This window comes from Peribacillus sp. NPDC055009, assembly GCF_053608705.1.
Genome location: NZ_JBSGVZ010000005.1, coordinates 253,091 through 266,645, shown reverse-complemented (window position 1 = coordinate 266,645; position 13,555 = coordinate 253,091). Strand labels below are relative to the sequence as shown.

General features: G+C 40.1%; 12 protein-coding genes. 1 reads left to right on the top strand and 11 read right to left on the bottom strand.

Features of this window, described 5'->3' with window-relative positions; all coding sequences use genetic code 11:
* Positions 1–322: 322 nt before the first annotated feature.
* Both ACWF5P_RS11115 and ACWF5P_RS11110 read right to left on the bottom strand, forming a co-directional pair.
* Positions 323–1,591 carry an erythromycin esterase family protein gene (locus ACWF5P_RS11115; protein ID WP_434169385.1) on the bottom strand — a complete coding sequence of 423 codons (1,269 nt, stop codon included), beginning with the start codon at positions 1,589–1,591 and terminating at the stop codon, positions 323–325.
* A gap of 29 nt (positions 1,592–1,620) precedes the next feature.
* Entirely contained in the window at positions 1,621–1,974 is a 354-nt protein-coding gene (locus ACWF5P_RS11110; protein WP_230176585.1) for a hypothetical protein, read from the bottom strand.
* A gap of 278 nt (positions 1,975–2,252) precedes the next feature.
* On the opposite strand from ACWF5P_RS11110, the gene ACWF5P_RS11105 reads away from it, so the two are divergent.
* On the top strand, positions 2,253–2,777 hold the full coding sequence (locus tag ACWF5P_RS11105; RefSeq protein ID WP_452444883.1) for a divergent PAP2 family protein: 525 nt from the start codon (positions 2,253–2,255) through the stop codon (positions 2,775–2,777).
* A 172-nt stretch (positions 2,778–2,949) separates the two neighbouring features.
* On the opposite strand, the gene ACWF5P_RS11100 is transcribed toward ACWF5P_RS11105, so the two are convergent.
* The 9 genes from ACWF5P_RS11100 to ACWF5P_RS11060 all read right to left on the bottom strand — a co-directional run bounded on the left by ACWF5P_RS11100 (position 2,950) and on the right by ACWF5P_RS11060 (position 13,307).
* Positions 2,950–3,657 (bottom strand): GntR family transcriptional regulator, encoded by a 708-nt coding sequence (locus ACWF5P_RS11100; protein ID WP_101221797.1) that lies wholly within the window; start codon positions 3,655–3,657, stop codon positions 2,950–2,952.
* 279 nt (positions 3,658–3,936) lie between these two features.
* Positions 3,937–4,989: a YeiH family protein gene (locus ACWF5P_RS11095; protein WP_101221796.1), complete on the bottom strand. Its 1,053-nt coding sequence runs from the start codon at positions 4,987–4,989 to the stop codon at positions 3,937–3,939.
* A 45-nt stretch (positions 4,990–5,034) separates the two neighbouring features.
* Positions 5,035–5,784, bottom strand: a complete 750-nt coding sequence (locus tag ACWF5P_RS11090) for a PIG-L family deacetylase (RefSeq protein WP_452444873.1) — start codon at positions 5,782–5,784, stop codon at positions 5,035–5,037.
* A 150-nt stretch (positions 5,785–5,934) separates the two neighbouring features.
* On the bottom strand, positions 5,935–7,287 hold the full coding sequence (locus ACWF5P_RS11085; protein WP_452444882.1) for an aminotransferase: 1,353 nt from the start codon (positions 7,285–7,287) through the stop codon (positions 5,935–5,937).
* Positions 7,288–7,436: 149 nt separating this feature from the next.
* Positions 7,437–9,200, bottom strand: a complete 1,764-nt coding sequence (gene xsc, locus ACWF5P_RS11080; protein ID WP_101221794.1) for a sulfoacetaldehyde acetyltransferase — start codon at positions 9,198–9,200, stop codon at positions 7,437–7,439.
* A 173-nt stretch (positions 9,201–9,373) separates the two neighbouring features.
* The gene (gene phnX, locus ACWF5P_RS11075; RefSeq protein ID WP_434169381.1) at positions 9,374–10,204 is read right to left on the bottom strand and encodes a phosphonoacetaldehyde hydrolase; all 831 of its coding nucleotides are present in this window, start codon (positions 10,202–10,204) and stop codon (positions 9,374–9,376) included.
* Between the two features lie 71 nt (positions 10,205–10,275).
* Positions 10,276–10,722, bottom strand: coding sequence for a hypothetical protein (locus ACWF5P_RS11070; RefSeq protein ID WP_452444872.1), 447 nt, complete (start codon positions 10,720–10,722; stop codon positions 10,276–10,278).
* 168 nt (positions 10,723–10,890) lie between these two features.
* Positions 10,891–12,303: an amino acid permease gene (locus ACWF5P_RS11065; protein ID WP_101221791.1), complete on the bottom strand. Its 1,413-nt coding sequence runs from the start codon at positions 12,301–12,303 to the stop codon at positions 10,891–10,893.
* Between the two features lie 371 nt (positions 12,304–12,674).
* Positions 12,675–13,307, bottom strand: coding sequence for a YitT family protein (locus ACWF5P_RS11060; RefSeq protein ID WP_202190545.1), 633 nt, complete (start codon positions 13,305–13,307; stop codon positions 12,675–12,677).
* Between the last annotated feature and the right edge of the window lie 248 nt (positions 13,308–13,555).

The following is a 13,555-nucleotide window of genomic DNA, read 5'->3' as shown; positions in this document are numbered from 1 at the left end:
ATTGGTACTAGTTAATTTTTAAACAAAGAAAAAAAGCTGATGTATCAGTCTTTTCAGGTGTAGTCATCTCGCACTGTCTTTGGCATTTTTCTTACCTCTTTCTTTATTACACCGTCTGTTTTGGATGCCCTTCTGCAAATAGATATCAAGATAAAAACCTTTCTTAAAAGAATGGTTTTTAATTTAAATATTAAATCGCTTTGCACGCAACGATTTCATTAGCTTTTCATAAGTCTTAAAATAAAAGGCAGCGTTGTTAAGAATAAGCACGAACAAAAGACAAAGCCATTTATAACACGAAAGTTATATGGCTTTGTCTTTTTTACATAACGGGTGCTTTTTCATGAACAAGCGGGTGAAGGGCCTGCGTTTCATCAATGTAAACAAACGCATCATATCTATCTGACATTACAGAAGGTACATAGTTTCCGTATTGTTCATATTCCGGTCGGTATACAACCCCGATAGCCCGATGTCCAATTCTATCTTGGAATAGCTGACGATTTTCATCGGTGAAAATGAGCAACTTATCATACGCGCCTGAAAGGTGCATAGCCTCCTCCCAACTTCCATTCATAGCCGGTGGTACTGTTTTTATTTCAAAATCCTTGCCCCATTCATCTGCTGCAATAACGGTTCCCCTATAGGTTCCGAAACCTGTGATAAATACATCTTCAGTTGAGTTTTGTTCACGAATGACCTGGCCGACGTTAATCATCCCGGAATCTCTCATATCTGTAGCGCTGGCATCGCCAACATGGGTATTATGTTCCCATACAATCGCCTTGCCTTCAGAACCGTAAAAATCCATAATTTCATTAAGCGCATCCACCATATGCATATCTCGAATATTCCATGATTTATCATCATGAACCACCATCGTCCTGTAATAATTTTCTGCATTATACGCTACCAATGCATTCACTTGAAGGTTCAAATTCAATTCTTCATGATGAGGGTATTTTTCTTTTTTTCGTTGAATAGTCGTCAGCAATTTGGCAACCTCATCTATACAGTCTTCTGAAAAAATGCCTGCGGAAACTGCGTACTCCTCATTATTCCGATTGAATGGCTCAAAACATGTGAACGCCTGTCTGGCAGCCTCGAGGTCAGGTGAATCAATTTGTTTTAAGTAATGGATAACTTCATCCATGGATTCCCAAAGACTATAGATATCTATCCCATAAAATCCAACTTTCGTTTGATTTTGTCCGGACTCATTGTATTCTTTCATCCATTCAATCAGGTCGATCATTTCCTCGTTTGCCCACATCCATGTCGGCCAGCGGTTAAAACTTTTAAGCACATCACTTGCCGATTTAGTCACTAGGTCATAGCCTTTAACATACCTATTGATTGCCTGGCAAGCGGGCCAATCGCCTTCAACTGCTACAAAGGTGAACCCTTTTTCTTGAATCAGTTTTTTTGTAATTTCAACTCGGGCCGTGTAAAACTCGGATGTTCCATGTGATGCCTCACCCAGCAAAACAAATTTGGATTTATTGACTTGTTCAACGAGTTTATCCCAATCCGCTTCACTTTTAAGCATGACTGATTGTTCGATTATTGACTGAACCAGATTATGATGCACTGTTTTTCCTCCTTGTTCTCTTACGAACATTATCGTTTATACTCAGCATTGTAAGAATTTGAACCTGCGTGAACGGAAAGTAAAGTATCAGCGTATCCCACGAGACGATTTATAAGTTCATCACAAATAGAGTAAACCAGCTGAAAGTTTTTCACCTCAAATAAAACAGGGTCATCCAGAATGACCGTCGTGTTAATGAACATATCTTTGTTTCCATATAGATTGTAGTGAACTATAGCCTTTCCAGCAGCTCCTCCAGTAACTGGATCATTAAAGCCGGGAATGAAAACAAACCATTCTTCAGCAGTAGCAGACCTGAAGTTTTTTGTGAAAGACATTCGCTCGGTTACCGTCATGATCTTTTTTAACTCTTCCGGATTCATATCCTTGATCTTGTTCACCCCATTGCCACCTTAACACCTGTTAATAATCTTCCGTTATATATTTTCCTTAAGTGACCCATCCTATAAATATTATTATAAAATGGTGACCTTCTCCGAAAAAAGCAAGTCAGAACCCCCTAGGTCGGAAATTAAGCAGGCTCTTATTAAATGCCGATAATCATGGAACTGCTGCATATAAAAATTATTATTGGGGTATCAAAAGAGGGAAGATAAAATCCTGGATTGGGTTGGACTGGTCTGGAGTGGAGGAGTTGCTCATGGAAAAGATGAATCGGGGAATTTTAACGGCGCTTTCGGCGATCGGCATTGCGCAAGGACTGAAAATTTTAACGCATTATAAGCTGACGGGAAAGTGGGACTTGAAGCAGGCTTTCACAACAGGTGGCATGCCTAGTTCGCACTCTGCCGGTGTGGCCGCACTGGCATCCTATGTGGCAGCTAATAAAGGATGGCTGCATACGGAAACAGCTCTTGCGACAGTCTTTGGCGTGATTGTGATGTATGATGCTCAGGGGATTCGGCGCCATACAGGCGAAATTGCTAAGCTTGTGAATGATCTTGAAGATAATATGGCGAAATTTTCGGGAGAGTTTCCGAGCTTTGAGTTTGTGGAGCGTGAGAAGGAACTGAATGAACTGCTCGGACATCAGCCTGTGGAAGTGGGGGCAGGTGCGTTGCTTGGAGTGGTACTTGGGCTTATCTCAGCTAAATTGGAGGATGACAAGCCCTCAAAAACCAAACGACTGAAAACGTTGGTCAAGCATAGATATTCTAGATCTTGAAATAAGGTATGTAATTTGATCATAACAATAGATTATATTAAAACATGCCTATGTTATAAACATAGACAAACTCTCCATTAAAAGTCGTACCATAGTATATACTGGTAGGATTTAAAATAACCTAAGCCTCTCTACTTCTTAGAAAGGCTTAGGTTATATCATGTCCCCAAAATCAATTCTTCCGGGACATTTTCATTGCGAATGAGTACATATCAGATCGGAATAATCCTTTGTAATACTCTACTAAATTACCATCAGAATCAAAAATCATTCGTTCTGTAATCAACAAGCACATCGTTTCGGCTATACCTAAATGTTCTGCATCTTCTTTTGTTGGAAAGCCGCAGGTTATGATTTGTTCCGCCTCACAAAAGTCAATGTTTAGATCACCTTCGAGTGCATCATACAATACGGTCGTACTTAAATCGAATTTCGTCAATTTTTTTCCTAGGTCCAAAGAATAATAATGCAATTCAATGGCTATTGGGACATCTCCCTGTAACCGCAGCCTTTTAATATGGTAAGATTCATCTTCGAACCCATTTGCATCAGCAATATTTTCAGGTGTCATTACACGGCCATGATCTAGTAATTTAATTCCCATGCTTTTAGTGGTTTCAGTGAAACTTATCATCTTTAGCCATTCTTGTACAGGTTTAAGGGAAACGAACGTTCCCTTTCCATGCCTCTTTTCCAATATTCCCTCACGAACCAGGATGGATACGGCTTCCCGTACAGTACTCCTGCTGACAGAATACATATCCATGAGTTCCCTTTCACTAGGGATTTTGTCTTTATAATAACCTTCCAAAATCTGATTTTCCAATATGGTTTTCAATTGAGCATGCAAAGGGATTGGATTTTTAAAGTCTAACTCCATAAAATTTCCTCCAAACAGAAAAAGACATCGTAATGTTCGTATCAGTTCTTATATTTCTTATATTGTAAACCAAATAGTTATAATATTCAAACATGTCAACACTTATTTTTTTCCTTAAATTAGGATTTTATCAAATTTCCACTCCTACATTTCCAAAAACGTTTTCTTCGAACGAATAAAAAAAACCTGAATAGATTAATATATTCAGGGCTATCCATATGCATTATTCATCACATTTTCAGGCTTATCTAACTGGGACATCAATGGAAAGCTTATATATTAAACGATAAAGTACGAGATGATGGAAAGCAGCAAAGAGGTAATGGTCATGGCTAAAAGAGGACGCATGGCTTTTGTCCGCAGTGCCTGCAGGCTTACATTCAGTCCAAGACCGATCATGGCCATTGTCAATATAAATGTAGTCGTTTTGGAAATGCCATCCATTACAAGAGGAGACACCGTAATATAAGTTCCAAACACATAACTTCCTATTAAACTCATGATTATAAAACCAACGAGGAACCATGGAAAATCAATTTTAGCATCATGGCCCATCTTCCCGGATGTGCGTTTTTTCATCCAATACATAAAAATGAAACATAATGGGATAAGTAAAAAGACACGGCCTAATTTTGCGAGTAGTGCAATCGCTAGCGCATCTTCACCAGCCGGTGCACCTGCCAATGCAACATGGGCGATTTCATGAAGGCTGATCCCAGACCAGATTCCATAATCCAAAGCAGACAGCGGAAGAATCGGACGTAAAAGGGTATATATAATCGAGAAAAGTGTTCCCATTAAAGCTATTATCCCAACGCCGATGGCTGTATCCTCTTCCTTCGCTTTCACGATTGGAGATATGGCTGCGATGGCTGCTGCCCCGCATATACCGGTTCCTACAGCAAGAAGAAGCGAAATGGAAGCATCTGCCTTAAACCACTTTGCAATCAGGACCATCACGACTATGGCAAATGTTACTGTCCCTATGTCACGAACCAACAATGGCAGTCCTTGATTGAAAATAACATCGATATTTAATTTCAACCCGTATAAAATGATGGCAAAACGCAAAAGTTTTTTTGCGGAAAATTCAATTCCCGTCCGGAACTTTTCTGGATATCCCGCAATTTGACGATAAATCACGGCAATGATGATCGAGCATGCAAGAGGGCCGATTCGATTGAATCCCGAAATCTTGGACAGCCCCAAGCCTAAGAGGGCAATAAAAAAGGTGAAAGCGATACCGCTCAGCCACAAAAGCACCTTATTTTGAAGCGGTTTTTGCTGTGCCTGAGGTATTTCTTCCAGTGGCTCATATTTTTCTAATTCCATACATTCCTTCCCCCTTTCCAGATAAACTAATGCCCAAATTACGAATCATCCCAACCTTTCAATCGTTTGAAAAAAATCGATTTCTTCTATATTGGTAGGCGAATTCCCTTTGATAAAATACTCGGATTCCTTTAAAAAAGGCAAGCTTGGATTTTGATTCCCCCATAATTCAGGAACTGCTAGAGTCTGAGAGCGATGGGCCCTTAAGGCACGGATCTTTTTCTGTAAAGTCCCTGCTATATCCACTTCTGTGATCCTGCTCAGCCCGTATTCCTTAAACCATTCATCATAAAAAGCATGCCAAAGGACAAAGTACAGACTATGAACCTTAAAAGCTGGAAATACTGGATCTGGATAAAAATCGGGATCACCGGAATTTAGATAAGCAAATTCGGCAGCACGGCCAATCGCACAATGGTCTGGATGCCCCCCATATTTCTCATGGAATGTTACTAGTGCCTCTGGCTGAACTTCACGTATCACCTTTACGATTCTCTCCGCCAATAGATCGAAGCTCTCAAATTCTATCGTTTTATCCCTCACGTTTAAAAATCGCAGGTCGCTGATCCCCAATTCTTCACAAGCATTTTTTAACTCCTTTACCCTTAGTCCAGGCAATGCCTCCCTTGTTGTAAGAATGGGATTTCCCATGCGCCTGCCCATTTCGCCTTTTGTCGCACATAGTAAGGTTATATGAACACCTTGCTCAGACATTTTAGCAATGGTTCCGCCACACAGGAATGACTCATCATCAGGATGTGCCAGAACCACCAATAATCTTTGTTGTGATTGCATATATCCTCCTACTCCGGATTCTCCAGTTTTCCCACACTGTTAGACCCAATATGAAAAAATGGACATGGATGTCAAAGCTGCTAGACATATCATGCCCATCTTCTTTTTTCGTCTATAAATATAGCACCCTAAAGTTAATCATCTTTTTTGTTAGCATAATTCATATAAAACGGATTTAACGGTTTCTATGACAAAGCGTAAATCTTCAACGGTCGAAGATAAAGGCGGCGCAATGATCAGTACATTACCATATCCAGGAACTGTATCACCATTCCGGCCGATGATAAGGCCCTTTTCCTTGCAAGCTCCGATTATTTTACCCATGAACTCATCGGAAACTGGTGTTTTTGCCTTTTTATCTTCCACTAATTCAATGCCGTATAAAAACCCTACTCCACGAACTTCCCCTACTTTATCAAGGGCTGTCAATTCAAATAGCTCACTTAGTGTCGACTCACTAAGTTCAGATACTCGCTGAACGATTTTTTCATTTTCCAAGATTTCAATGTTCTTAAGGGCAACTGCGCAAGATGCAGGGTGACCTCCATATGTTGACACATGCCTGAAATGATTTAAATTTCCGTTCTCTTTGAATTTCTCATAAATCCTCGAATTCACTGCCGTTGCTCCAAGTGGAAGATAACCGCTGGTCAAACCCTTTGCCATTGTTACAATATCCGGTTGAACGCCATCGGAGTGCATGAACCCAAACATTTTTCCGGTTCTTCCAAAACCTGAAACCACTTCATCCACAATTAAAAGAACATCATGCTTCTTACAGATTTCCGAAACCCTCGTTAAGTATTCTTTTGAAGGAATAAGGACCCCGCCACCAGAGATGAATGGTTCAAGAATAACACCCGCTACCGTTTCAGCTCCTTCAAAATTAATGACCTGATCGATATATTCAGCTGCAAGCAAATCGGAGTTTTCAACGTTTTCCCCAAATGGGCTTCGATAATTGTACGGCGGTGGCACATGCAGGAAACCTGGAACCGCCGGATCATATTTCACTCTCCGGTTTGCCTGTGCGGTCGCGCTTAGCGCGCCAAAAGTATTGCCATGATAAGCTCTGTACCTAGAGATGAATTTGTATTTACCCTGATTTCCATTTTGGGAATGATATTGCCTGGCTATTTTAAAAGCTGTCTCATTCGCCTCAGAGCCGCTGTTCGTAAAAAACGTTGTATAGGAGCCCTTTAAATGCTCACTTATTTTTGCAGATAATTCGATTGCCGGCTTATGGCTTAACGTTAAAGGGAAGTAAGATAAGTTAACCATTTGTTCATACGCTGCCTGGGCAATCTCTTTTCTTCCGTGACCCAGGTTCAAGCACCACAAACCGGAAACCCCATCTAAATATTTATCCCCTTTAGCATCTGTGAACCATGAGCCGAATCCTTCTGTAGCCATCATGGGAGCATCCTTTTCATTATAGCGATGCATCGCATGCCATAAATGGTCTTTATCCATTTGAACAAGGTCTTTCGTTTCAGTTTCCATCTTCACTTTTGAAACCCCCTTATTATTCATCGAATGCAATTAAGTTGAGTTCCCATGTTGTTACTGACCTTTATAGAGCGAATGGGTGATGGTGCAATGACCCAAAATTCAAGTCATCGCACCTGTCATATCACTCTAGTTTCATACCATTATTTATCCCAGTTTTTATGATCTAAATGAGAATACTTTTCTAATAATCTAGTAGGCATTTTTAATGCATCTTTTCTAAATGGCGGAGCTAATTGTGTTCCATCTACTTGTATATCAATGACAGTCGGTTTATTTGATTTTATTGCTTCTTCAATGACAGCCCCTAACTCGTCAGCTTTTTCGACTCTTATACCAACAGCACCCATTGACCGGGCAACTTCTGCGAAATCAGGATTTTGGATATCCGCCCCTACAAAACGGTTATTATAAAAATCGACCTGATTCTTTTTCTCTGCACACCATGCATTATTATTGAAGACACATGCTATGACCGGTATATTTTCTTCAACGGCCGTACTCACTTCATGTAAGCTCATGCCCCACGCTCCATCTCCAACAATGGCTAAAACAGGCGTATTCGGCTCAGCTAACTTGGCACCAAGTGCGGATGGGTAAGCAAATCCCGTGTTCCCGAATGTAAGGGCAGCGATATGCCTGCGGCTCTGGTTGAACTTTAAGTAAGCGTTTGCAGTTGACGATACATTACCGATATCTGTAGTAACGATGGCATTTTCAGGCAACACTTTAGTCAATTCCAATAGGGCTCGACGCGGATTGATTGGCGTTCCATCGATCATCGCAAGTCTCACCAATTCTTCTTCCCATTTTTGTTTTTCATTCGTTACTTCGACCATCCGCTTTTTTTCTTGTTTCAGGTTAGGTTTACTAGCCTTCAACCGTTTCAAGATTTCATGGCTAGCTTCACGGGCATCTCCGATGATCCCAACTTCCACAGGGTGCGTCCTCGCTATTTGCCTCGGGTTAATATCTATTTGGATGATTTGCGCATCTTTAGGGAAATAATCAATGTCATAGCATGGTAGCGTTCCAAATACCGATAATCTAGTACCGACCGCCAATATGACGTCCGCCTTCTTAAGCGTATTCATGGCAGCCTTTGAACCCATGTAACCGATTGGGCCGACTGATAATGGATGATCAGCAGGAAAGGCATCATTATGCATATAGGAGACAGCTACTGGAGCTGTTAAATATTCTGCAATATTCTTAATTTCTTCAATGCCATCCGAATCAACTGTTCCCCTACCGGAAATGATGACAGGATACTCAGCTTCAGCTAAAATTTCAGCTGCTCTATCCAATGATGCAGATGATCCGCATCCCCGTTCATCTACGCGATATTGATGTGGTTGAAGTATTTGATCTTCCACTTCACCATAGAAGTAATCACGGGGAATATCGAATAAAACCGGCCCCCTCTCGGCATAGGCAATCCGAAATGCTGTCCTGAGGCAATCAGCGACCCGGCCAGGGTGTGTCACTCTAACCGTTTCTTTCGTGATGGCCTTGAAGATGGAAACCTGATCACATTCTTGAAAACCATCCCATCCAACCGTTGGTGTACCAGCTGAAGGTGATATGACCACCATAGGAGTATGAGCTTGATTGGCCGCTGCAACAGAGGTGACCATATTCGTCATTCCAGGCCCGTTTTGCCCGATGACAACTCCTGCAACCCCGGAGACACGACAATATGCATCTTCCATATGTGCTGCACTTTGTTCATGGCGGACACCAATGAAACGAATGCCTGCAGTTGGCAATAAATCAAGCATATCCATGAAAGCAGATCCCAGAATTCCCGAGATATGTTTAACTCCCTCGGCCACTAATGTCTCAACGATGGCTTCACTTGGTGTCATTTTAACTTTCGTACCTCTTAACATTTTTGTTTCGACCATAGCACATTCTCCTTAATTATAGTTATTTCTGATAATGACGTTGCGACGTCCGTACCAGTTATAAGATGTATAATACTACCATTGAATGAAACAGTCAATAAATAAATTGAATATTTTGAATTTATTTAAAGTATCTTATCATTATAGTCACTAACTCATATATAAGAATCTTTTTAACCAATGAATGTATCCTTTTTTTCTGTCAATCTGTAGTTGATCCTATCGATGATTTCCAATAAATCACCTATTTCATCAATTACGAAATCGGCACCTGCATTCCAAAAACGATTTTCTGCATGCTTCATCCTTTTTTGCAGATCATATGGGTCCATTTCGTTGATTTCTGCTTCTGAAAGGCCGATTTCACTGCCGCCCTTCAATACGGCAACAGTCCACATTCCCGCAGAAATGCCTTCTTTGATGTCACTGATCGTATCGCCGACTTTAACGATTTTGCTGAGTGGATACACTTGGAGATTCATCGCCGTCTTAAAGCACATCCAAGGGGCAGGCCTTCCTGCCGGCACTTCGGTAGACGCAACGATGGAATCTGGTTGATAGCCCCCTTTTTCTGCCTCTTCTTTAACAACATCAATCATTTCACGAGAATACCCTGTTGTCGAACCGATTTTTATTCCTTGCTTCCTTAATCGGCTGACTAATTCAATTACGCCTGGTATTGGCTTGGCGTTCTCCTTGAGAACATTAAAAAGCAAAGCCTCAAAGTCCTTATATAATGATTTTAGATCTCTTTCGTCCGGTTCTTTCCCGAATTTAGCAATCCATAAATTGGAGATTCGTTTCATTTTCAGGAGTTCCATTATATGATCCATTTTCAATAAACCCATAGGTTCCCTTGCTTCCCTAATGGTAATATCTATCCCCCTTATCCTGAATATCTCGACAAATGCTTGGACCGGCGCAAAACAACCATAATCCACCGTCGTTCCTGCCCAATCAAATATGACTGCCTGAACCTCTTTGCATTCTTTTTCATTTTCCAATCTATGCTCCCCTCCTTATCCTTACCTCCTCAAAAATCACCAAACATGCTAAACCCGGCTATAGAAAAAATTCAGTTAACTTCTTCCAAAAATAACTGAAGATCTTTTTTAGTAGCTTCAGAGAGTCTTTTCATCTTTTCAAGGTCCTTATCCGGATTCCCTGACTCCCCAATTAATGGGTAAAGGTTTTTCTCAATCCGTTCATACCAATTTGGGTATTCATCCTCCACTTGCTTTTCTATCGAATCCCAATTAGAACTGATCTCTTTTCCCAATTCTTGAATTTTCTCTGAACCCGCCTCCATACTTATTTCTGAATCCAATCCTTTTATGGATCGAATCACATCGCCGACACCTTTTTTAATAACCTGGGTTTCACCCGTATTTGAATCGGGATTTTCATTCATGACTGGACTATTTTCCTGTTGAGCCTCGTCCGGTTCAGCTGAATTGTTGCAGCCTGACAGCAATATGGATCCAAGGACAGTCCCATAAGTTATTACACGGAAACCATTCAACATAATCCCTCCTTCATGATTTAAAGGACAGATGGCACCAAGCACTTAATGGCACAACTCTCTTTTTCTATGGGAATCATATTCTAGCTGATTAGTGATTGAAGAATTCTGTCTGAGGAGTTCCTTAGAAGCAAAAGAAGAATTGCCTTATAATGTATAGAGCCAAATCTATAACTTTTCGGAATTAGGGGAACCAGAAACAATATTCAATTCATTCTCCATGGACTTCGCTTTTTTTCTTCGAATGAAAAAGAATGAACAGATAACGATCAAGCTAAATAGCATGGTAAAGATAAACTGTGGGCGCTGCGAATCGATAAAGGCCATTAATATCAACACGGAGATCATGGAAATTATGGTTGCATAAGTCAAATAAGGGAATAACCACATCTTGATCTTGAAAATTCCGGGATTCTCTTTCTCCATTCTCTTCCTTAATCGGAGATGGGAAACCGCAATGGCCAGATAAACAAGAATTCCGACTCCACCTGAGGAATTCACTAAAAAGAAAAAGATTTTATCAGGTGAAACATAACTGAAAATGGTGCTGATAAAGGCAAATAAAGTAGAGCCGACTACAGCAAATATAGGAACGCCGTTCTTGCTCACTTTTGAAAATACCTTTGGAGCGTCGCCCTTTTGTGCAAGTGAAAATAACATGCGTGAACTCGTATATAATCCCGAATTCAAACAGGATAGCAATGCAATGAGAATCACTATATTCATGATCAGTGCAGCAGAAGGGATTCCCAATAATTCAAGGACGGCAACAAATGGACTTTTCAGCAGAGAAGCCGAATTCCAGGGTAATAGCGTCACTAGTATCGCGATGGATCCAATATAGAAAATCAGGATTCGCCAAACGACACTATTCAATGCACTTCTAACTGATTTTACCGGGTCACTGGTCTCACCCGCGGCAATCGCTGGAATCTCCACTCCAACAAATGCATGAAAAACAATGGCGACGCCAACAAGCACAGAACTTAGCCCGTTCGGAATAAAACCGCCAAAATTTAAAAGATTCGAAGTGCCAGGTGGTTTTATCGTTGGGATAAACCCTAATATCACTGCCACACCCAGGCACAAAAATAGTATGATACTGATTATTTTAATGATTGAAAACCAGTATTCGAATTCACCAAACGATTTTACGGAAAAAATATTCGTCATTTTCAATAGGATGATCAATGATAGACTTATGACCCAGACGGGGACGGAAGGAAGCCAGCTGTGTATGATTGCTGCTCCAGCTGTTGCTTCCAAAGCAATTACGATAACCCAAAAGAACCAATATAACCAACCTGTTGTAAAACCGGCCCATTCACCTATCCCCTCTCTTGCATAAACGGCAAAAGATCCAGTATTGGGATTAACTGTGGCCATTTCCCCAAGCATCCTCATGACTAAAACAACGATCAAGCCCGCCAAAACATATGATAATATCGCCCCGGGGCCCGTTTGACCAATTATGATACCGCTTCCTACGAATAAACCAGCGCCTATGACTCCACTCAAAGATATCATCGTTAAATGTCTTTGTTTCAGACCTGGTTTCAGTTCTTCCTGTTGATGTTTCATACCCTCCACCAACTTTCAATATTTTGGGGAATCAACTAACATAATCGCTACTTGAATGTAAAAACAGGGCTTTTCTACCGCCTGTCCTTTACAATTTCACAAAGATAGTGGGAACTTGGAAACATGGCATTTTAAAAACAACACAGGAGATGACTATGAAATTAAGATTCTATATCACTGTTCCTCCTTCCTAAGTGCTATTTTGAAATTCGAAGCAGATATAACATCACTACGTCATGATGTTAGTACCACTTTCTATGTGTATAATACACTCTCATTTTTTTAAAGTCAATTTAAAAATCAGAATATTTAGATAACAAAATGAAAATTATTAAATACAACAAACGGTCTCCAGTTAGTCGGCAATTTTTTCATTTTAATTCTTTAACCTTGGAGGTTTCATCCAACACACTTTCCACTGCTGACTTTACGGCCTTCTGCTTTCTATCCAGCATTTTCTTTAGAAGAAATGAAAAAAACAATGTAAACGCTATTCCCTTAACAATCGAAGTAAATCCGTAAACAAGAAGGCCCAGTATGAGTACTATAAGATTTATGATCCTGATTGTAGCTGCAATATCAATTTTTTCATTTTTATGATGCAAAATTAAGGCGATCACGTCAAAACCAACAGTGGAGGCATTTGCTGTTATACATAAATAATATCCTATCGCTATCAAAATCGACGAAATGATAATCACTAAAGCGATATTCATATCGAAATTAATCTTCAATGAATAAAAAAAATTAAAAAAAACCATATAGCTAAGGGAACTTACGATCGACTTAAAAAAGTACTCTTTCCCTAGAAAAACTAAACAAATGATTAATAGTAGCCCTGTAACGAAATTGGCTAGCATGGCAATGTTATAACCCGATAATGCATTCAATAATAATGCCGAACTAGTTACCCCGCCATTGATAATTTCATTTGGAACGATTAAATAAGCATAGGCAAAGGTCATGGAAATGTTTCCTGCGATGATTTTCATCAAATCCTTCATAAACTTCTCACCATCCCAATTGTTTTTTGATAATGCTTTCCCCCCTAAATATATATTTATACTTGAACCATAAGATACACATTCATCTCTTACACCAATTTGTTCGACCCTTATCCCTTTCGATATTTTTTGAATGATTTTACGTAGGGTACATATTTTTGTTCAAGTGATTAGAAGAATTCGCTAACCAGAATCCTCTCTCCTTCTAATAAATAAAATAAAACATCCCCCTTAAAAGTTGAAGATTT

Excerpts from the sequence above, each read along its gene's own strand:
- ACWF5P_RS11110 (WP_230176585.1), bottom strand. The coding sequence starts at position 1,974 with ATGAATCCGGAAGAGTTAAAAAAGATCATGACGGTAACCGAGCGAATG.
- xsc (WP_101221794.1), bottom strand. The coding sequence starts at position 9,200 with ATGGTCGAAACAAAAATGTTAAGAGGTACGAAAGTTAAAATGACACCA.
- ACWF5P_RS11060 (WP_202190545.1), bottom strand. The coding sequence starts at position 13,307 with ATGAAGGATTTGATGAAAATCATCGCAGGAAACATTTCCATGACCTTT.
- ACWF5P_RS11090 (WP_452444873.1), bottom strand. The coding sequence starts at position 5,784 with ATGCAATCACAACAAAGATTATTGGTGGTTCTGGCACATCCTGATGAT.
- ACWF5P_RS11100 (WP_101221797.1), bottom strand. The coding sequence starts at position 3,657 with ATGGAGTTAGACTTTAAAAATCCAATCCCTTTGCATGCTCAATTGAAA.
- ACWF5P_RS11085 (WP_452444882.1), bottom strand. The coding sequence starts at position 7,287 with ATGGAAACTGAAACGAAAGACCTTGTTCAAATGGATAAAGACCATTTA.
- ACWF5P_RS11095 (WP_101221796.1), bottom strand. The coding sequence starts at position 4,989 with ATGGAATTAGAAAAATATGAGCCACTGGAAGAAATACCTCAGGCACAG.
- ACWF5P_RS11065 (WP_101221791.1), bottom strand. The coding sequence starts at position 12,303 with ATGAAACATCAACAGGAAGAACTGAAACCAGGTCTGAAACAAAGACAT.
- ACWF5P_RS11105 (WP_452444883.1), top strand. The coding sequence starts at position 2,253 with ATGGAAAAGATGAATCGGGGAATTTTAACGGCGCTTTCGGCGATCGGC.